The organism is Deinococcus betulae, assembly GCF_020166395.1.
Classification (GTDB): domain Bacteria; phylum Deinococcota; class Deinococci; order Deinococcales; family Deinococcaceae; genus Deinococcus; species Deinococcus betulae.
Genome location: NZ_JAIQXU010000008.1, coordinates 13,168 through 32,833, shown reverse-complemented (window position 1 = coordinate 32,833; position 19,666 = coordinate 13,168). Strand labels below are relative to the sequence as shown.

General features: G+C 66.2%; 18 protein-coding genes. 6 read left to right on the top strand and 12 right to left on the bottom strand.

Annotated elements, in window-relative coordinates; translation table 11 throughout:
* The first annotated feature begins 45 nt into the window (after window positions 1-45).
* Both K7W42_RS07950 and K7W42_RS07945 read left to right on the top strand, forming a co-directional pair.
* Window positions 46-411, top strand: coding sequence for an ArsC/Spx/MgsR family protein (locus tag K7W42_RS07950; protein ID WP_157459093.1), 366 nt, complete (start codon window positions 46-48; stop codon window positions 409-411).
* Between the two features lie 256 nt (window positions 412-667).
* Window positions 668-1,651, top strand: a complete 984-nt coding sequence (locus K7W42_RS07945) for a glycoside hydrolase family 6 protein (RefSeq protein WP_224573702.1) — start codon at window positions 668-670, stop codon at window positions 1,649-1,651.
* A 242-nt stretch (window positions 1,652-1,893) separates the two neighbouring features.
* Here the strand turns inward: K7W42_RS07945 and K7W42_RS07940 are convergent, their stop codons facing one another.
* The 7 genes from K7W42_RS07940 to K7W42_RS07910 form a co-directional block, all read right to left on the bottom strand.
* Window positions 1,894-2,103 carry a hypothetical protein gene (locus K7W42_RS07940; RefSeq protein WP_224573700.1) on the bottom strand — a complete coding sequence of 70 codons (210 nt, stop codon included), beginning with the start codon at window positions 2,101-2,103 and terminating at the stop codon, window positions 1,894-1,896.
* Between the two features lie 22 nt (window positions 2,104-2,125).
* The gene (locus K7W42_RS07935; protein WP_224573698.1) at window positions 2,126-4,162 is read right to left on the bottom strand and encodes a molybdopterin oxidoreductase family protein; all 2,037 of its coding nucleotides are present in this window, start codon (window positions 4,160-4,162) and stop codon (window positions 2,126-2,128) included.
* Window positions 4,163-4,425: 263 nt separating this feature from the next.
* Complete coding sequence (locus K7W42_RS07930) at window positions 4,426-4,818, bottom strand: VOC family protein (RefSeq protein WP_224573696.1); 393 nt, start codon at window positions 4,816-4,818, stop codon at window positions 4,426-4,428.
* A gap of 12 nt (window positions 4,819-4,830) precedes the next feature.
* Entirely contained in the window at window positions 4,831-5,244 is a 414-nt protein-coding gene (locus tag K7W42_RS07925; protein WP_224573694.1) for a VOC family protein, read from the bottom strand.
* A 1-nt stretch (window position 5,245) separates the two neighbouring features.
* Entirely contained in the window at window positions 5,246-6,709 is a 1,464-nt protein-coding gene (locus tag K7W42_RS07920; protein WP_224573692.1) for a DHA2 family efflux MFS transporter permease subunit, read from the bottom strand.
* A 20-nt stretch (window positions 6,710-6,729) separates the two neighbouring features.
* Entirely contained in the window at window positions 6,730-7,275 is a 546-nt protein-coding gene (locus K7W42_RS07915) for a DUF4287 domain-containing protein (RefSeq protein ID WP_224573690.1), read from the bottom strand.
* 6 nt (window positions 7,276-7,281) lie between these two features.
* A complete protein-coding gene (locus K7W42_RS07910) occupies window positions 7,282-7,695 on the bottom strand; it encodes a VOC family protein (RefSeq protein ID WP_224573689.1) in 414 nt (137 codons plus the stop codon).
* Window positions 7,696-7,864: 169 nt separating this feature from the next.
* Between K7W42_RS07910 and K7W42_RS07905 the strand changes: the two genes are divergently transcribed.
* The 3 genes from K7W42_RS07905 (at window position 7,865) to K7W42_RS07895 (ending at window position 10,608) form a co-directional block, all read left to right on the top strand.
* Window positions 7,865-8,509 carry a winged helix-turn-helix transcriptional regulator gene (locus tag K7W42_RS07905; protein ID WP_224573688.1) on the top strand — a complete coding sequence of 215 codons (645 nt, stop codon included), beginning with the start codon at window positions 7,865-7,867 and terminating at the stop codon, window positions 8,507-8,509.
* A 47-nt stretch (window positions 8,510-8,556) separates the two neighbouring features.
* Window positions 8,557-9,015 (top strand): hypothetical protein, encoded by a 459-nt coding sequence (locus K7W42_RS07900; protein WP_224573687.1) that lies wholly within the window; start codon window positions 8,557-8,559, stop codon window positions 9,013-9,015.
* A 66-nt stretch (window positions 9,016-9,081) separates the two neighbouring features.
* The gene (locus tag K7W42_RS07895) at window positions 9,082-10,608 is read left to right on the top strand and encodes a hypothetical protein (protein WP_224573686.1); all 1,527 of its coding nucleotides are present in this window, start codon (window positions 9,082-9,084) and stop codon (window positions 10,606-10,608) included.
* Between the two features lie 6 nt (window positions 10,609-10,614).
* Here K7W42_RS07895 and K7W42_RS07890 read toward each other — a convergent pair whose 3' ends face one another.
* The 4 genes from K7W42_RS07890 to K7W42_RS07875 all read right to left on the bottom strand — a co-directional run bounded on the left by K7W42_RS07890 (window position 10,615) and on the right by K7W42_RS07875 (window position 12,745).
* Window positions 10,615-11,100: a phosphotransferase family protein gene (locus K7W42_RS07890; RefSeq protein WP_224573685.1), complete on the bottom strand. Its 486-nt coding sequence runs from the start codon at window positions 11,098-11,100 to the stop codon at window positions 10,615-10,617.
* Window positions 11,101-11,112: 12 nt separating this feature from the next.
* A complete protein-coding gene (locus K7W42_RS07885) occupies window positions 11,113-11,436 on the bottom strand; it encodes an RIO2 family protein (protein ID WP_224573684.1) in 324 nt (107 codons plus the stop codon).
* Window positions 11,437-11,458: 22 nt separating this feature from the next.
* Window positions 11,459-12,268 (bottom strand): 2,5-didehydrogluconate reductase DkgB, encoded by an 810-nt coding sequence (gene dkgB / locus K7W42_RS07880; protein WP_224573683.1) that lies wholly within the window; start codon window positions 12,266-12,268, stop codon window positions 11,459-11,461.
* Between the two features lie 279 nt (window positions 12,269-12,547).
* Complete coding sequence (locus tag K7W42_RS07875) at window positions 12,548-12,745, bottom strand: hypothetical protein (RefSeq protein ID WP_224573682.1); 198 nt, start codon at window positions 12,743-12,745, stop codon at window positions 12,548-12,550.
* 79 nt (window positions 12,746-12,824) lie between these two features.
* On the opposite strand from K7W42_RS07875, the gene pnp reads away from it, so the two are divergent.
* On the top strand, window positions 12,825-14,990 hold the full coding sequence (gene pnp, locus K7W42_RS07870) for a polyribonucleotide nucleotidyltransferase (protein ID WP_224573680.1): 2,166 nt from the start codon (window positions 12,825-12,827) through the stop codon (window positions 14,988-14,990).
* Between the two features lie 256 nt (window positions 14,991-15,246).
* Here the strand turns inward: pnp and K7W42_RS07865 are convergent, their stop codons facing one another.
* On the bottom strand, window positions 15,247-19,659 hold the full coding sequence (locus tag K7W42_RS07865) for a beta strand repeat-containing protein (RefSeq protein WP_224573678.1): 4,413 nt from the start codon (window positions 19,657-19,659) through the stop codon (window positions 15,247-15,249).
* Window positions 19,660-19,666 lie beyond the last annotated feature (7 nt).

The window sequence follows — 19,666 nt, the reverse complement described above, 5'->3', positions numbered from 1 at the left end:
AGCGGGCCGCCTTTTGGCCGCAGACGCCGCATTACACTGAGGCCCATGAGCGACCTTCAGGTGCAAATTTTCGGCACCCGCAAAAGCAAGGAGACGCGCGCCGCCGAACGCTTTTTCAAAGAGCGCAAGGTCAAGGTGCATTTCGTGGACCTGCACGAGCGCCCCATCAGCAAAGGGGAACTGACCCGCTTTGTGCAGAAATATGGCCTGAACGCCCTGCTGGACTTAGAGGGTAAAGCCTACGAACGCAGCAATCTCGCCTATCTCCGCACCACCGAGGACAGCGTGATCGCCAAGGTGATCGAGACGCCGGAACTGCTCAAGCTGCCCCTGGTGCGCGGCGGTAAGGTGCTGGCCGTCGGAGACGACGCCGAAAAATGGAAGGAAATGGTGGGTCAAGGTAGCGCCTGATCTAGAGGTGTCTGGCCTTACTTCAATCACTCCCAATTTGAGAGCGCTTTCATTTCTCAGTAAGCCTATTTCTATTCCCGAAGGGTCAATCTAGGCAGCGGGCTCTCAATTTTGCTCGACCTGTCTGTCAGATGCTGTGTACACTCAGCCTATTCCACACAACAGGCCTGCCGTTCGCTTTGCCGAAAGCGCTTTCAGGTGTAGGCTCCGCCGCTTCGCTCATTTCTTCCCTCTTGCCGTGCACCCGAGGAGCCTTATGCAGCGTTCTGCCCTGATGCTTTCAACCGCTTTCCTGCTGGCCGCCTGTGGCCAGGCCACCCAATTGACGCCGCAGGCTCAGGCCCAACAGCCCCAGCTGTCTGCCCAGGCAGTCAGCTTCTACGCCGACCCTGGCGGCGCCGCGGCCACGTGGGTCAGGAATAACCCGAACGATGGCCGCACGAGCCTGATTCGCAGCCGCGTGTCCACCCAGCCCGCCGCGCGCTGGTTTGGCAACTGGAGCGGCGACGTCCGTTCGTCGGTGAACAGCTACGCGGCGGCGGCGGCTCAGGCGGGCAAAACGCCCATTCTGGTCGCTTACAACATCATTGGGCGTGACTGCGGGCAACACAGTTCGGGGGGTGCAGGCAGCGCCGACGCCTACCGCACCTGGATTCGTAATTTCAGCCTGGGCCTGGGGCAGCGGGCTGCCGTGGTGGTCGTTGAGCCCGATGCGCTGGCACAACTGACCCAGTGCCTCAACGCCAGCGAGCAGAGCGTCCGGCTGGGCCTCCTGAGCTACGCCGTGGATCAGCTGGCCACGAACGCCCCCAACGCCAAGGTGTACCTGGACGCCGGCAACAGCAATTGGATTGGGGCCGCCGACATGGCCGACCGGCTGAAAAAAGCCAATGTGGCGCGGGCACGAGGCTTTGCCCTGAACGTCTCGAATTATTACCTCACCAGCGACAGCACGACCTACGGGAACGCCGTGACGAACGCCCTCAATGGGTTAGGGGTCGGCGGTCGGCGCTTCGTCATTGACACCAGCCGCAACGGCGCCGGCCCGGCAGGCGGCGAGTGGTGCAACCCCGGCGGGCGCAAACTGGGCAGTCCGTCGCAAGTGACGGCGAACACCAGCGGGCTGGAAATGCTGCTGTGGATCAAAAATCCCGGCGAGTCGGACGGCAACTGTGGGATTGGCGGCGGCTCCAGCGCCGGGCAGTTTCTGCCCCAGGCGGCCTACGACATGGCGAGGTAGAAGCGCTCAGCACCATAAAGCCTTGCAGGTCTCACCCGCTCACTGATTTACGAAACCCACACAGAATGAGATTGCCCATCAGGCCCGAGTTCGTATCCACGTCCATACTTGGGCCCGAAGAAGAACTCAACGGTGAAGTGCCCATTGGCTGGATTGCGGGCGAAAGAGCCTCGGCCGATGTCAAACAGCGGAGGTGCCTGACCTGAACGTCGGGGCCCCTCCGCCTCGGTGTGCCAGATCTGCTACACCGGCATAACGTAGAAACGCCGCCATGCCAGCAGATCACGTAGCTGGACGCCACTGTGATCGAAGTACCAGGCACGAATCGGCCACTCCTGCTGTTGCAGCAGGAAGCCATTGGCCGACCATTCGAAAGGCTCTTCAGTCAAACAGAACGCCTGAGAACACAATGACTCGTAGCGGTACCAATCGGTATAGAGCAGGTCCAGCACCTCGCGTGGAGGAAGGGTCAGCCTAGCCCTCCACCGGCACCAACCGGATGCGGGTGTTGTGAAAGGTGCTGCCGCCGCCCAAGTCGGTGAGGGTCTGAGCAGTCAGCTCGTTGATGCTGGTGCCGTCGGGGGCGGACAGGCCCCACCAGGTGCCTTCCACCACCGCCGTGCCCGGTTGCGCAGCGTCGGTGACTTTCACGCGGCGGCGCACGGCACCGATCTCAGATTCCAGGCGGGCGTATGCAGCGTCGTGCAGGCCAAACTGCTGGGCGTCGTCGGGATGCACCAGGACATGCGGCTCGCCGCCCTCGGCGCGGTTCAGGTTCTCCAGGTTGCCGTAAGTGGAATTGAGAAAATGGTGCGCGGGCGGCGTCAGCAGGCGCACCGGGTACTCGGTGTTCAGTGCCGCCTCTGGCTCGCGGTGCTGGGGAGCCGGCGAGAGCTGCACCTTGCCGCTGGGCGTCTCGGCGCCGTGGGCGTAGGGCAGAAAGAGGTCGGGCAACTGGAGACGCACGCTGCCCTCGGCCTTCAGACGCTCCGGGGAAATGCCGGCCAGGTGTGGATGGTCGGTGGTCAGCAGGTCGCTCAGCAACTCATCCACGGTCCAGTACACGCTGGGCTCGGTCACGCCCAGGCGGCGCGCCAGCTCCTGCATCACCCAGGAATTGGGGCGCGCCTCGCCGGGGGCGGCCAGTTCAGCGCGGTTGTAGCCCAGGTAATGATGCCCGTAGCTGGTGTACACGTCCTCGTGTTCGGCAAAGGTGGTGGCCGGGAGCACATAGTCAGCCAGGCGGGCAGTGTCGGTCATGGCCTGTTCCAGCACGACCACCAGCAGGTCGTCGCGCTGCAGGCCCGCGCGGACCCGCCCCGCGTCGGGGGCCACCACGGCGGGGTTGCAGTTGTAGATGACGGTCGCGCCAAGACCCGCCTCGGGTTGAAGGGCGCGGGCATATTCGTTCATGTTGACGTGCGGTGTCTCAGCGCGAATCAGGTGAGCAGCGCCCAGCCGGCGGCGGTTGAGCTTGAAGGCCCCGCTGGCACTCAGGGCGCAGCCGCCGCCCCGCTGGCGCCAGTCGCCCGTCAGAGCCGGGATCAGGGTGACGGCGCGCAGATTGGTGCCGCCGTGTTCATGGCGGGTCATGCCGTACCCCACCCGGATGTAGGTGGGGCGAGTGGTGCCGATGGCGCGCGCAAACTCGCGCACGGTGTCGGCGCTGAGGCCCGTCACCTCGGCGGTGCGTTCCGGGGGCCACTCGGCGGCGGTCTGACGCAGATCCTCTGCGCCCACCGTGGCCTCTGCAAGGTAGGCCTCGTCGGTCCAGCCATGCGCGAACAGTTCGTGCATGACGCCCAGGGCCAGCGCGGCGTCGGTGCCGGGCCTGAGTTTCAGGTGCTCGTCGGCAAAAGCGGCGGTGCGGTTGCGGTACGGGTCCACCGCGAGAATGCGTGCCCCAGCCTTGCGCGCGGCTGTCAGGTGCGGGGTCAGGTGGCTGTTGGTGGACAGCGAATTGATGCCCCACAGCACAATCAGGCGGGCGTGGGCCACGTCCTGCGGGTCTACGCCGTAGCGCGTGCCGTAGCCCAGTGCCCAGGCCTCACCGCCGGCCGTGGCACAGATGGTCTCGTCCAGTTCGGGGGTGCCCAGGGCCCGGAACAGGGCGTGCACATGGGTGCCTTCCATCAGCCCCATGGTGCCCGCGTAGTTGTAGCGCAGCAGGGCCTGGGGGCCGCGCGTGTCCAGCAGCGTTCGCAGGCGGCGGGCAATGTCGTCCAGCGCCTCGGCCCAGGTCACGCGCTGCCACACCGGAGCCTCGGTTTTGGCGTTCAGGCGCCGCAGGGGGTAAAGGGGCCGCTCGGGGTGGTTGGCGCGGGACGGATAGTGCACCGTCTTAGCGCAGGCAAAGCCGCGCGTGACCGGATGGGTGGGGTCGCCGGTCAGCTTGGTCATCCGCTCCTGGCTGTCCTCGCCGCGCGTCAGGGTCACTTTCAGGCGGCAGGCGTCGGGGCAGTCCAGCGGGCAGGTCAGCAGCACATCACGCGAGGCGGGCAGGGCCGTCATAGCCGGCATTTTAAAGCGGCCGCCTGGGCCGCACTCAGAGCCACTTTACACAGGAGGCAGCAGGCCAGATCAGCCTGGCCGCAGGGTGAGCCCCCGCGCGGCCAATGCGGCCCCGAGCACACGCAGAGCCTTTGGGCCCACGCCATGCAGGGCCAGTAGTTCTTCTTTTGTCAGGCAGGCCACCCCAGACAGAGTGGTGACGCCCCTGGCGGCCAACGCCGCCGTCGCAGGGCGGCCCAACGCGGTGGGCAGCGCGTCCCCCTTTACGGCACGTTCAGCTGCCACGACACGCCAAAGCGGTCATTGACCCAGGCAAAGCGGGCGCTAAATCCGTAGCTGTCCGGCGGCATCAGCACCTCGCCGCCGGCCGACAGGCCCGCGTACAAGCGCTCAAAGTCGGCCAGCGTCAGCCCGTCTACAAACAGGGACAGCGACGGTGTGAAGGTAAAGGCATGCGAAATCGGACTGTCCGAGACGCGCAGGCGTTGCCCCGCCAGTTCGACCTCGGCGGTCAGGATGGTGCCGGGGGCGCCCGGCCCGTCGGCGCCGTAGTCCTGGCGAGCGATCACCTGGGCGCCTGGAAAGAGCGAGAGGTAAAGGCCCAGCGCCTCGGCCGCGCGGCCTTCGAACATCAGGGCGGGGGTGAGCTGAGTCATAGGGGCCTCCTGTCAGGGTCGGGCGCTGATTTGTTGCACGGCCCAACCGTTGCCATCGGGGTCGTCAAGAAAGAGAAACCCAACGTTGTTCAGGTCTTCGCCGGGAACGGCGGGGCGGGCGCCTGACGGCCCCAGAACCTGCACTTTACTCACTGCCACGCTCCGCGCTGTCAGTTCGGTGTGGGCAGCCCGCACGTCATTCACGACCAGTTGCAGGCCCCGCAGCGACCCCGGCGCCATTTCGCTCAGGCCCTCGCCCAGCACCACCGAGCACCCCGAGCCGCGTGGGGTGAGCTGCACGAGACGCCGCCCCGCACCCAGTTTGGTGTCGTGGTCCACCACAAAACCCAGCCCGCCGGTGTAAAACGCCACTGCCCGCGCCACGTCGCTGACCGGCACCACCACCACTTCCAGGGTCCAGTTCATTTCAGTCTCCAGGGTGGGCCAGAGGAGCTGCGTCGTCGGTGGTCGAAGTCTGCGGCTGCCGCGTGGCGCGCAGCCCCAGGGCCAGGCCCGCCGCCAGCACGCCCACGCCCGCTGCCGCCAGAAAGGCTAAGTGCAGCCCGGCCACCTGGGCGTCGGTGGCGGAGGCACCGGCCGCGGTCAGCTGGGCGGCACGCCCCGCCATCAGCGCCACCAGCAGGGCGGTGCCGGCGGCGCCCGCCACCTGCTGCAGCGTGCTGAGAATGGCGCTGCCGTGCGAGTACAGGTGGGGCGGCAGCGGCGCGAGGCTGCTGGTAAACACTGGCGTGAATAGCAGGGCCAGCCCGCCGCTGAGGGTCAGGTGCAGGGCCAGCAGGGCCCAGATGGACGTACCTGCGTCAATGCGGCTCAGGCCCAGCAGCACCGCCGTCATCAGGACCGTGCCCGGCAGCGCCAGTGGCCGCGGACCAATCCGGTCATGCAGCCGCCCCACGGTGGGAGCCAGCAGTCCCATCAAGAGGCCACCCGGCAGCAGCAGCAGGCCCGTTTGCAGGGTACTCAGGCCCCGCAGATTTTGCAGGTACAGCGGCAGCAGAATCATGCCGCCGAACAGCGCCACCATGGCGATCACCAGCAGGCCTACCCCCAGCGCAAACTGCGGAAACCGGAAAGCGCGCAGGTCCAGCAGCGGCTCGCCCCGGCGGCCCAGCACGACCTGCCGCCACAGAAACGCGGTCAGTGCCAGGGCGCCCACCAGCAGCGGCGCGTCCGTGGCCAGGGTTAGTCCACCCCGGCCCCCCTCGCCCACCTGGCTGAGGGCGTAGACCAGGCCACCAAAGCCCAGCGCGGCCAGAGGCACCGACAGCAGGTCCAGCGCCACCGGGCGGGGCGTGCCCACATTGCGCAGGGTACGCGCGCCGTAGGCCAGGGCGGCCAGCGCCACCGGCAACACGAACACGAACAGAAAGCGCCAGGGCAGCACCTGCAAGATCAGGCCCGAGAGGGTGGGGCCAATGGCCGGCGCCACCGAAATGACAATGCTGAGGTTGCCCATCACGGCCCCGCGCTGGCGAACCGGCACCAGGGTCAGCACGGTGGTCATCAGCAGGGGCAGCATGATCGCCGTGCCCGTCGCCTGCACCACCCGCGCCAGCAGCAGCGGCACGAAGCCTGGCGCCAGTGCGGCCAACAGCGTGCCCACACAGAACAGGCCCATCGCGGTGAAGTACACGGTGCGGGTCGCCAGCCGCTGCAGCAGGAACCCCGTAACAGGAATCACCACCGCCATCGTGAGCATAAAGGCCGTGCTGAGCCACTGGGCCAGGCGGGCACTGACGTCCAAGTCGGCCATCAAGCGCGGCAGGGCCACGTTCATGATGGTCTCGTTCAGGATGACCACGAAGGTCGAAATCAGCAGCACCAGAATGACGGTGCGGTCACGGGGGGTCAGGGTGTCAGGCGGGGTCATGGGAGGCCTCCGGGGCCGGGTCAGCGGGCCTGGTACGCCGCGCTCAGGGCGTCCAGCAGGGCGGCGTCCGGCTCGCCTGGGCTGGTCAGCCGCAGGCGGTGGGTCACCATCGTGTTCCAGGACCCGGCCGGTTCAAACGGGGCGGCGGGCACCTGACTAGGCAGGCGCAGGCCCACATCGGCGCCCTTCACACCCGGCTGCAGCAAGGCAAACTTCTTGCCGCCTCGGGTCAGGCTGAGATACGTCTCGGTGGGCGCCACGCCCACATCGGCGCCCAGCGCCTGCACGTGGGCCAGCAGCGCCGTCCAGAGGGGCTGCCAGGCCACCTTCTTGCCGCTGAACACGGCGGCCACGCGCTCCTCTGGGGTGGCTTGCCGGGTCTCGGCCTTGAGCAGCGCTGCGGCCACCGCAGTGGCGTGCCCATGCCCCAGGCCGTGCTCGGTCTTGAGCCAGGTCACAATCTGGCCGTGTTTCTCCAGGCCTTTGGCACCGGCCAGCTCGCGGAAATCGGAGACCGTCTTGCCGGTCTGGGCCCGCACCATATCCAGATACGCCTGAAAGGACATGGGCGCTCAGCCTCCCTGAACGGCTTCGGCGTTCAGCAGCCAGTGGATGCCGTACTGGTCGGTCAGGTGGCCAAAGGTGGAACCCCAGAACGACGGGCCCAGCGGCTGCGTGACCGTGCCGCCCTCGGCCAGCTTTTCGAAGGCAGCGCGCGCTTGCTCGGCGCTGTCACACTGCAGCATCAGCGAGACCGACTGGGTGCGCCCCGTGTCCTGCGTCATGTCCGACGCCAGCAGCGTCAGGTCGCCGGACACCAGCCGGCCGTGCAGCACATGGTTCTGCATCTCGGGGGGCAGCTGGGCCGCGACGGGCGAGGCTGCCACAGTCATCAGATCCAAGTCGCCGCCCAGGCAGGCCTGGTAAAAGGTCATGGCCTTCTGGCAGTTGCCGTTAAAGCCGAGGTAGGGCTGAAGCTGGGGCATGGAACTCCTTCGGCTGTTCGGGGCGTGGATGTCCAGCCGCCACGCCTGCACGTGACGGGCTGCGATTGTGCCCGAACTTCCTTTATCTCGTTTAGCTTAGAACAGAATGCTCCGCAATTGCAAGTCTTCACTCCGTTTTTCGGAGGAGACCCGGTACACTGGGGCCTCAATGCCTGGAAAGCGCGTCTACGATGATGGCTGCGCCGCCGCTCACGCCCTGGACCTGGTGGGAGAGCGCTGGGCGCTGCTGGTCGTGCGCGAACTGCTGCTGGGCCCGCGCCGCTTCACCGACTTGCAAGAGCAGCTGCGGGGCATCAGCCCCACGGTGCTGACCCAGCGCCTGGGTGACCTAGAAGAGGTGGGGGTGGTACGGCGCGAGCAATTGCCACCCCCCGCCAGCGCGCGGGTCTACGCCCTGACGCCCTGGGGCCGCGAGCTAGAACCTGTCTTGCAGGCGCTAGGCCGCTGGGGCGCCCGCTCGCCTGGCCGCCCGGCCCAGGCGCCCATCAGTACAGCGACCCTGCTGACCGCCTTAAAAACCATGAATGGGGGTGAACTGCCTGGGGCGACCGTGGCCCTGGACCTCGGGCCAGAAGGGCAGTACACCGTGCTCCTCCGGGGGCAGACGGCGGAAGTTACTTCTGGGCTGAGCCTGGCAGCCGAGGTGACCCTTACGGGCCCGGTGGGTGCGCTGGGCGCCGTGATTTTCGGCGGGCAACCGCTGGACGAGACTATAAAGGTGGCCGGCGACCGCGACCTGGCCGAGCACTTCGTCCGAGCCTTTCCGCTGCCGCCTTTGGTTGAGCGGAGCTGAAGGGCACTGGCCTCTGCACGCCTTTCCCTGGCGCCATCATGGGTCCTATGACGGCGGACCCACCCGATGCAGCCTCGCTGCTGGCCGATCTGACCTCCCGCGACCCGCAGCGCGTGTGGGCCGCTTCCCATGCGGTGATCCGGCTACCCGTCGCGGCGCGCCTCCCCCTGGTGCCTCACCTGGCCGCCATTCGGCAGGCTACTGACGGTTTGGATCTGGGTGGGGCCTTTTATTCCAACAACGACCATTTGCGCCAAGCGCTGCGGACGCTGGAGGCGGCGCGCGACGGACGCTGCTCCTGCACGCTCTATCCGGGCTACCTGTTCTATAACCCCAACAAGGAACAGGCCAGCGGCGCCGTGAACATCCTCTCAACCTCACCGCCCGACTGGAACATGACCTACCGCTGCGGGTGCCGGGTCTGCGGCACCGAGTACACCGTGGAACAGGGTGAATACCACTACACCTGGTGGGACTGGACACCTATACCCCGTCCTCAGGCTTGAGGATTGCTGAAGCTCAGCAGGGGCTTCCCTCAGCGCCGCCGCACAGGAGTCCCCTACGGTCAGGGTATGGTTTCGCTGCGACGTCTGACCGCCTGCACGGCCCTGCTGCTGGCTGCTGCCGCCTCCGCCCAAACGCCGAACGCGGCGGCCCTGCAGGCCCTGGGCACCGCCTACGCCACCTACCTGAGCGCCGGGCGCCTGCGCGACGACTGCACGGCGCGCGATCCGGGTACGGCGGCCGCCACCAAACAGGCGTATGCGGCCTGGCTGAGCGCCCAGAAGCTCGAAGGCTTTGACGCCGGGCTGCGCAAACGTCTGGGCGACGCCAACGTGACGCAACTGCGCTCAAGCCTCAACCCCCAGCTTGACGCCCTGGTCGGCAGTATGCGGACTCTTGGGACGGCAGCCCAGGTGTGCGCCGCTTACCGCGCGCAGCTCAAGGGTGACACCTTCGACGTGCGCGGCAAGGTGCCGCAGCTGAATACTCTGCTGGGCACCGGGACTGCGGCCGGGACGACTGCGGCGACGACCACCACAACTAAGGCTGCGCCGGCCTCTACTGGGCCCACCGTGCGCTACACCGTGGCGCAGCTGTCCTCCCTGGCGGGGCAGACGCTGGCCGCCCTGCCCAAGACCACGTCCAGCAGCGTTGCCGAGCAGGCCGTGGTGAGTAAGCTCCGCGCGCTGGGACCACAGGTGGCGGTCACGGGTACGGTCCAGCGCAGCCGCTCGCTGACCCAGAGTGACGACCGCCGCGAGGTCAAGTGGTCGGTGTACTGCTACGACATGGCCGGCGACGCGGCCGACCCGCCCAAGGGCCAAACCGTCACCGTGGTCGGCCGGGTCCGCGACTTTGACCGGGACACCTCTCTGACGCTGGAAGGGTGCCGCGTGGTCAATCCGGCCGGCCTGAAAGCCTCAACCCTGTCCGCAGCAGATGTGGGCTGGCGCTTTAAGAACCAGCCCGCCGAACGCTTTCTGGTGGCGGCGGGGCAGGGTCTAAAGGACAGCGAGGTGCTGGGTGTCTACACCACCCAGTCCAGCGGCATCGGGGTGGGCGGCATGGTCATCGTGACCTTCCCGCCGTACCTGTTCTTGAAAGACGGCACGGTGTACAACGACCCCTCGTGGGCGCCCAGCAGCTTTAACGCCAAACTGTCGCGGCAACTTGAACCCCAGAAATGGGGCAAGTGGAGCCGGCAGGGCCAGAACTTCCAGATTCGCTGGGGTGACGGCGAAACCGAGACCTTTGAGGTGCAAGACGCCATCAAGCCGGCGGCGGCCGGGCTGAAACTCAGCGGCGCCTACGCCTCACTGGGCGGCGGGGGCAACACGGCGATGGGCGGCGATGTGATGGTGGCTGGGGGCAGCGATTACACCTTCAAACCAGACGGCACCTTTACTGGGGGCCGCTTTGGGGGCGCGTCCACCTCAAACATGGCGGTGGGCAGTCAGTCGCGCGGCGGGGGCCGCTACAGCATTCAGGGCTACGGCATCACGATTAAGCCCACCAGCGGCCCAGAGCAGCGCCTGCTGTTTTACCGCTTTGGAGACGCCCTGCACATCGGCGGCTCGGACTTCGTGCGAGACTGACGCCGCTTAGCCGGGGAGACTGACCGCGAAGGAACGGAGCGCCGCTTCGGTAAAGGTCCTGTGCCGTTCTCGCAGCTGCTGTTCCAGGGCAGCGGACAGGCCCCAGGTGTGCAGCCGCCCGCAGGGCCGCAAGGCGGCGCGCAGATCCCAGTAGGGCAGGTCGGTGAGGGCTTGCCCACTGAGCGCTGTGTATGTCTGCGTGAAAGCGTCCACCGCCGCCTCGCCTTGAAAAAACAGGAGTTCCAGGCGGGTATTGCCCACATCGGCCAGCGGATGACCCAGCGCCGCGTCTTCCCAGTCGATCACCGCCGACAGCTGCCCGGCGTGCCACAGGGTATTGCCGGGCCAGAGGTCGCCGTGCAGGAGCGTGGTCTTCCCTATCGGCCTGGGGACCGTGGCCAGCGCCGCCCTGAGCCGGCCTTCTGACAGCGAGTCGTCCAGTTGCGGCCCGGCTGCGGGGACTTCGCCCAGTGGTGCCAGCGGCCAATCCACCGGGGGCAGTGCCTAAAGCCGCGCCAGAAAGGCCGCCAGTTGAACCGGGTCGGCGCCTGCCTCGGTGCCACTGCGGCCCTCTACAAAGGCTGTAACCATTCCCCCCAGCGCCTGATAGAGCGGCTCGGGCACTGGAAGACCAGCGGCCCAAAGCCGGCGCAGCAGGGCCGCTTGCTGTGCCGACGTACCTGGCCCCTGCCGCACTACTACGCGGCGCGCTGGCCCTTGACCCAGAACCACCTCACAGGCGGTGACCGTCGCCGACACGCCGCCCGGCAGACGCTGAAGGCGCTGGACCTGCACTTCCGGATGCCAGGCCCGCAGCAGGCTCAGCACGGGGGCAGTCCCTTCATTCAGCCTAATCCCACTGGGGGCGGGCGCTTTCTGGGCTGGCAATGCGCGCCGCCTCGCCCTGCTCTAGCCCCTCGATCTGGGCCATGTCTTCGTCGGTCAGCTGCAGCGTCTGCGCACCCAGGTTGCTGGCCAGGTTTTCACGTTTGGTGCTGGAAGGAATCACGCTGTGTCCCTGCCGCAGGGCCCAGGCAAGGGCCACTTGCGCGGGCGTGGCGCCGTGCGCGCGGGCAATGGCCTGCATCACCTCATCGTTCATCACCTTGCCCACCGCCAGCGTCATGTACGAGGTCAGATGAATGCCCTCCTGGCGGGCAAAATCGACCAGCTTGCGGTTTTGCAGGTAGGGATGAATCTCGACCTGATTGGTGGCCAGGGGCACGCCTCCGAGCACCGCGCGCGCCTGCCGCAACCCAGCAATATTGAAGTTTGACACGCCAATTTCGCGGGTCAAGCCCAGTTCATGCGCTTCGGCCAGGGCAGCCAGATATTCCTCGGCCTGCACTTCTCCATTCGGCACGGGCCAGTGAATCAGGGTGAGGTCCACCTGCTCCAGGCGCAGCTTGTCGAGGCTCTGGCGCAAGCTGTCCAGCAGAGCCTGGCGGCGGTAGTTGGCGGGCTTGATCTTGGTGGTGACGTACACCTCGGCGCGCGGCACCCCGCTGGCCTGCAAGACCTCGCCAATCTCGGCCTCGTTGTCATAGCCCTGGGCTGTATCAATGGCGCGGTAACCCAGGTCCAGCGCGTCGGCCACCACGCGGCGCACCACATCGTCTTTCAGTCGAAACGTGCCCAGTCCAAATGCCGGTACAGTCATGTGTCGTCCTCCTGTGTGGCGCCCAGGATAGGCCAGCGGGCAGGAAAACTTTGTCGTGAAGTCCGGAACTGTCCAGGCCGCGCCTTAAAAGCTGGAGCGCGGATGCTGGGCACAGCGGATTGAGCGGCTCAGGTCACCTGCTCAAAGGTTCTGACTGCAGCGGCCTCTCGGCACCAGCCGCGCTTCCTGTTGGGCCGGGCCCCAGTGCCGGTAAGCAGGAAGGCATGGCCAGCGGGAATAGTCCAGACCCGTCCACTCCTCCCTACTCCTCCCCCAGCCTCAGCAGCGAGCCGGGCGGCGCATAAACCCGACCAAGACCAACACCGCGCCGACCGTGACCACTGCGGGATTGCCCACAGCCGCCCCCACACCGGCCAGCGCCACTCCCACCAGGGCCGGCGTCCAGCGTGCGGGCCAACTCAGCAGGGTTAGCAGATGCAGCGCGCTTTCGAGGACCGTGCCAAGCAGATCTTTCATGTCTCTCCATACGCGGCGGGCAGCTCAATCGTTGCCGCCGTCCGGCGCGGCCTGACCGGTGCGGGATAGACTGAGGTTCATGATTGGAAAGACATACACGACGGTGCTCGGCAGCCAGGAGCTGAGCATCGAAACCGGCAAGCTCGCCAAACTGGTGAGCGGCAGCGTCACCCTGCGCTACGGCGACACGGTGGTGCTGGTCACAGCCCAGGCCCGCGCGGAAAAAAGCACGCTGGACTTTCTGCCGCTGACGGTGGAATTTGAAGAGCGGCATTACGCGGTGGGCAAGATTCCCGGCTCGTTTCACCGCCGCGAGGGGCGCCCCGGTGAAAAGGCCATTCTCTCGGCGCGCATCACAGACCGCCAGCTCCGGCCGCTGTTTCCCAAGGGCTACCGCCACGAAACGCAGGTCATCATCACCGTGCTGTCGGCGGACGGCCAGAACCTGCCCGACGTGCTGGGGCCCATCGGCGCCTCGGCGGCCCTGAGCATCAGCGACATTCCCTGGCAGGGACCCACCGCCTGCGTGCGCGTGGGCCAAGTGGACGGTCAGTTCGTGCTGAATCCCACCACCGACCAGCTGGCGCATAGCCGCTTGGACCTCGTCGTGGCCGGCACCCGCGACGCCGTGATGATGGTCGAGGCCGGCGCACAGGAGGTCAGTGAAGAAGACCTGGTGGCCGCCATTGAGTTTGCCCACGCCGGGATGCAGGGCGTGCTGGACCTGATCGAAACCATGCGCGCCGAGCTGGGCCAGGAGAAGTTCAACTTCCTGGCCGACGGCGACCTCAGCACCGACCTTGTGCCCGAACTGGCCGAGCAGGCGCGCGCCGCTGGCCTGCGCGACGCCCTGCTGACTGGAAAGAAAAAAGACCGCAGCGCCGCTATCCGCGCCCTGCGTGACCGCCTGATTGAAGCGCGGATTCCGGCCGGCGAGGTCGAGGGCGCCGAGGAGCGCATCCTGGCCCTCAAGTCGGCCTTTGGCAAAGTGGAAAAGCAGGAATTGCGCCGCCTGATTCTGGACGACGACCTGCGCGCCGATGGCCGCAACGCCAAGACGGTGCGCCCCATCTGGATTGAGGCCCGCGCCCTGCCCCGCGCCCACGGCAGCGCCATCTTCACGCGCGGCGAGACGCAGGTGCTGGGTGTGGCGACCCTGGGCACCGAGCGCGACGAGATTCTGATTGACGACCTGACCGCCGAGACCGGCGACAAGTTCCTGCTGCACTACAATTTCCCGCCGTACTCCACGGGTGAAGTCAAGCGCATGGGCGGCCAGTCGCGCCGCGAGATTGGGCACGGCAACCTGGCCAAGCGCGCCATTCGCGCAGTGCTGCCCTCCTTTGAAGAGTTCCCCTACGTGCTGCGTCTGGTGGGCGAGGTGCTGGAATCGAACGGGTCCAGTTCGATGGCCACCGTCTGCGCCGGCACTCTGGCCCTGATGGACGCGGGCGTGCCCATCAAGGCGCCTGTGGCCGGCGTGGCGATGGGCCTGGTCATGGAAGGCGAGCGCTACCGCGTGCTGACCGACATTCTGGGTCTGGAAGACGCGCTGGGCGACATGGATTTCAAGGTCTGCGGCACGGCCCAGGGGGTCACGGCGCTGCAAATGGACATCAAGGTGGGCGGCATTACCCCGCAGGTCATGCGCGAGGCGCTGGCCCAGGCCAAGGAAGGCCGCCTGCACATTCTATCCAAGATGGCCGAGGTACTGCCCAGCCCACGCGCCGAACTCTCCCCCACCGCGCCGCGCATCATCAGCCTGAAAATCAACCCCGAGCTGATTGGCAAAGTCATTGGCCCCGGCGGCAAGCAAATCCGCGAACTGGAAGCCATGGGCGCGCAGATCACTGTAGAAGAGGACGGCACCATCCGCGTGTTCTCGGCCGACGGCGGCGCCGCGCAGGCTGTCAAGGCGCGCATTGAGGGCCTGACCCGCGAGGCCAAGGTGGGCGAGGTCTTTACCGGCACCGTGGTCAAGACGGCGCCGTTTGGGGCGTTTGTCAATCTGTTCGCCGGCCAGGACGGCATGCTGCACATCTCTCAGATGAGCGAGGAGCGGATTAACGCGGTTGAGGACATCCTGAATGTGGGCGACACTCTGCAGGTCAAGATTGCCGGGATTGACGACCGGGGCAAGATTGATCTGATTCGCCCGGAGCTGGAAGGCAAGATTGCCCCTCGTGAACCCCGCGCGCCGCGCCCTGGCAGCGACCGGGGTGGCCGCCCGCCTCGGCGCGACTGAACCCTCATTCCTCCCGCCCCCGGCCCCAGTGGTCGGGGGTGTTGTCTCTCTAAGGTCGCCCAGCTCCTTCAGCCCAGACCCTGTGCCTGAGATAGGGGCATCTTTGATCTAGCTGGCGTCTATGACATGGGGTAGTGGCCTAGACACAGCTCCTCCTGCTGCGCTCTCTCAAAGTCCGTCTGCTCCAATCGGGCCTGCTCGGCCTACAGCAAGGCGCCCCTCCAACTTTCGGAGGGGCGCCTTGAAAGAACTGTGCTTAGCGGATCGTGGCCTGGAAGCAGGCCGTCACACTCTCGCCCGCCAGCAGGGTGCCCAGGCCCAGGGTCATGGTGCCCCGGCTGAAGGTGCCGCCCGTGGTGGTCAGCGTGCCGGTATCGCCGTCGGCCACGCTGGTGCGGTAGGTGGTGGTGGTCACGCCTGCCGTGGTCCGCGCCACGCGCACCCCAAAGCCGGTGGCCGTCGTGGGTTCATCGGCGTCGTAGGCCGTGGTGAGAGCGTTCACGTTGCCGGGCACCTGGTCGGTCAGGGCGTAGCCGGGGAGATCAGCGCCGCCCAGGTTGGTGGTGTCCAGGCAATATTCCAGCACCTCGCCTGGCTTGCCGCCGCCAGACGTGCCGAACGCGCTGTTCGTGGTGACATTCCGCACGCGCTTGGTGATCTCGTTCAGCACGAAGCGGGTGGTCACCGGGGCCGAGGTGTTGTTGGCTGCGTTCGTGTCGCCCGTGGCCGAGAGGCTGGCCGTGTTCTGCGCGCTCTTGACCCCGGCCGCAGGGCTGATGGTGGCGGCAGCCGGCGCCGTCACGTTCAGGGTCAGGACGGTGCTGGCGTTGCCCGCCACGCTGGCCAGCGTCCAGGTCACGGTGCGGGTGCCTGCGTTGTAGCTGCCGCTGTTCGTGGCGCTCACGAAGGTCAGGCCGGTGGGCAGGATGTCGGTGACCGTGACGGTGGTGGACGGCGTGGCCGTGGTGTTGGTCACGGTGATGGTGTAGGCGAAGGCCTCGCCCGCCTTGGCAAACGCGGGGCCCGCCTTGGTGATGGCCAGGTCCAGCACCGCGACCGGGGTGACGGTGGTCACCGTGGCGTCGTTGGCCGTCGCGGTTGCTGGGTCATCAGTGACGGCCGTCAGAACAGCGCCGTTGTCGCGGGTGCTGACCGCGCCCTGGTTCGACACCTGGGTCGGCGGATTGGCAGTATTGACGGTCACACGGAACTTGATGATCGCCTCACGGTCCGTGGTGTCGGCGGGCGTCTGATCCACCAGCAGCGAACCCACCTGCTGACCAGGGCTGTTGATGGGCTGACCGCTCTGGGTGTAAGGCATTACACCGCCTGTCGCATCCGTTACTGCGGTCCCGTTCAGGGTGGTGGTGCCCGCCACGTAGGTGGTGCCTGCTGGAATCTGGTCCAGGAACTGGGTGTTGCCCGCTGCCACCGTGCCCGTGTTCTTCACCGTGATGGTGTATTCCAGCGTATCGCCCGGCTGCACGGTGGTGCCGCCGCCCACGCGCGTGGCGGTCTTGATGGCGCTGATGGTGCGCGTCAGACTGGGGAAGGTGCAGCTGGCCAGGTCAGTGGCGCCGTTGTTGGCCGTGCCCACGGGGGTCGCGGTGAACGCCCGCAGATCCACGTTAATCATGCGGCCCGAACCCCCGCGCCCGAACAGACCGTTGGGCGTGGCGCCAAAGCCCCCGTAGGTGCCCACGATATCCGCATCGGACAGACGACCCAGGTACACCAGATTGTTGTTGGCCGGCTCGATTTCCCAGAAGTCCAGAAAGCCGTCGGCGCCAGTGCTGCTGAGCAGGAAGAGGTTGCCCCGGTTGTCGGCAAAGAAGTCACCGCTGGCCCCCAGCGCAGGGGCACTGGCCGGCAGCTTGGTCAGGGCCGGAAGGGCCGTGTAGGCGGGAGTAGCTGTGGTGGTGAAGCTGAACAGATTGCCCGCACCGTCCATGACATAGCCCACGTCGTTGGAGGTCACGGCCATGCGGATGTAACGGCCCGTAGGGGTGGGCAGCGCCTGCCCTTCGGTCCAGGTATTGGTGGCCACGTCAAAGCTCAGGAGGCGCGAATCGGCGTCACGCACCACGAAGAACTTCGAGCGGTCGGGCTTGATCGCCAGGGTGGCGCTGTAGCCCGTCACGCCGCCACCGGTCTGCGGCACAGTGGCAATCAGCGCGCCCAGCACGTTGTCGGTGTCACCAATGACGCGGATGTCCGTGCCGTTGTTGTTGGTCGTGAAGTCGCCGCCGACCAGGCCATACAGATTCGAGCAGACGATCTGCGCACTCACTACAGTCTGAACACTGGCCGAGTTGTTGGCCGTCACAGTTTCTGTGACGCCGCCTGGCGCGGCAATGGCCGCCGTGTTCGTGACCGTGCCGTTGGTGGCAGCGGTACCCGTCACCGTCAGGGTCACGTAGTTAGTGTCGGCAGTGGCCGCGCTGCCTGTATCGACCGGCAGGTTGGCACCCAGGCTGATGCTGTTGCCCGTTCCACTAGCCGCGCCGCAGGTGGCGGTGCCAGTGGCCACGCAGGTCCAGCTCACGCTGGTCAGGTTGGCAGGAACGGTATCAGAGATGGTAGCACCCGTCACGGCGCTGGGGCCGTTGTTCCAGGCGCGGATGGTGTAGGTCACGGCAGCGCCCTGAAAGGCAGTCGCTGGGCCAGTTTTGGTGATGGCCAGGTCCACCACGGGCGTTACGGTCAGCGTAGCCGTGGCGTCGGCCACCGGCGGAAGGCTCTGACCGTTGATGGTCCCTGTCACCGATGAACCCAGGATGGTATTGGTCTTGGCGCCTACGGTGGCGCCACTGGGCACCTGAACCGTCAAGACGACCGAGCAGCCACCGGTTGGCAGGGTGCCGCCGGTCAGGGTGTACTTGCCGTTCGTGGTGGTCACGGTGCCCGTACCCTTACAGGTATCGGTGCCTACGGCCGTGATGGTCAGCCCCGTGACGCCCGTGGTGGTGGCAATGTCATCGGTCAGTGTAAAGCCGGTAGCGGCCACGCCGTTGGGGTTACTGACATTGATGGTCAGCTGGGTGGTGCCGCCCTGGGCCACGGTGGCCGGGCTAAAGCTCTTGGTGACCACGGGTGCCAGCGGCCGCACGGTCAGGTTCACCGTACCGGACGCGGCGCCGCGCGTGGGAGTTTCGGTGCTGTTCACGCCGCTCGCCGTGTTGGGATTGACGCCAATCTGCGTGCCTTCAACCTGTACCGTGACCGTGCAGCTGCTGGCAGCAGCGAGACTCGGAATGGTGAGGTTCAGGGCTGTCGCACCCACAGCCAGCGCCGGGCTGTTCGTCACCGAGGTGCAGGTGCCGCCGATAGCCGTGCTGGCGACCCGCATCCCAGTCAGCGTGTCGGTGAAGTTGAGGTTGGTCAGCGCCGGGTTGCTGCCGGGATTCCCGTTGGTCACCGTAAAGGTGATCGTGCTGGTGCCGTTCAGGGCCACGCTGGCCGGCGAGAACGCCTTGGTGATGGTGGGTGCCTGCTGGCTGACCAGGGTGGCGCTGGTGATGGTGGTCAGCGTGCCGGTGGACCCCTGAACGCTGTTGGCCGCAATGGTGTTGGTGTAGCTGCCAGGAGTGTTCGCTACGTTCACTGTAGCCGTAATGGTGCAGCCGCCCACAGGAATCGTGGCGCCTTTCGCCAGTGTGATGGCGCCCGTGGTGGCCGTCAGGGTATTGCCGTTGTCATCACAGGTGCCGCCCAGGCTGCCCGTATTGACGGTCATACCGGTGGGCATGGTGTCCACAATGTTGGCAAACAGGTAATAGGGCGCCAAATTGCTGTTCTCTACATTAATGGTCAGCGTACTGGTGGTGGCAGGTGACTGGATCGTTGAAGGGGAAAAGGCTTTCGTGGCTGTTGGCGTATTCGGCACCGTACCGCAAGACGCCAAATCCGTAACGCCAGCGATGCTGCCCTTTAAGGTGGCGGCCCCGCTTGGTGTGGCATTGCCTAAACCATCCAGGCCGTACAAAGACCCGTTGCTGGACAGGTAGAAAAGACCTGTGACCGCGTTGATAGCCAAACCGTTAATCGAGCTAGAGGACGTACCAGAGATCGTGACGTATTTGGTTGCGGCATATGTGGTCCCGCTGGGGGTCAGCTTATATAGCGCTGCCCCGGTAGCAGGGTTGCTAATCGCCCACAACTGACCCGAACTGTCATACGCAATGTCACCGTTAGTGCCGGCAACAATATCCGAACCGGTAATGTTCTGAGCCGCACCAAAGGTGCGCGTCGTAATATTGACTGTCCGGATAGTCAGACTGCTCCAATAGGTGATGAGTCCACCTGCCGGCGTAAACGTTGCCCCCACCAGAAAGTCTGTGCCGTTGTTGGTCATCTGCCCTACGGCGACGGCTGTTGGCGTGGCAGCAGCTGGATTAATCCGGTAGAGCGTAGGCGGCGTTGTGCCGCGATCAAAGAAATAGACCAGGCCGTCAATAGGATTGATGGCAATGGCATTGGGTTCGCCGGCGCCAGAGACACTCTTAATCAGTTCGCCGTTTGCCGGGTTGATGCCACTGATTGTTGGGGTTGTTTGCGCGGAATAGATCGCCGTGCAGTAGCTGGCCGCAGCCTGGGCCGTACTGCCCAGCGCCGCCATGCCCAACCCCACGACGGCCAGACGTGACAGCCGTGAGACCAGGCCCTTCATGTTGCTC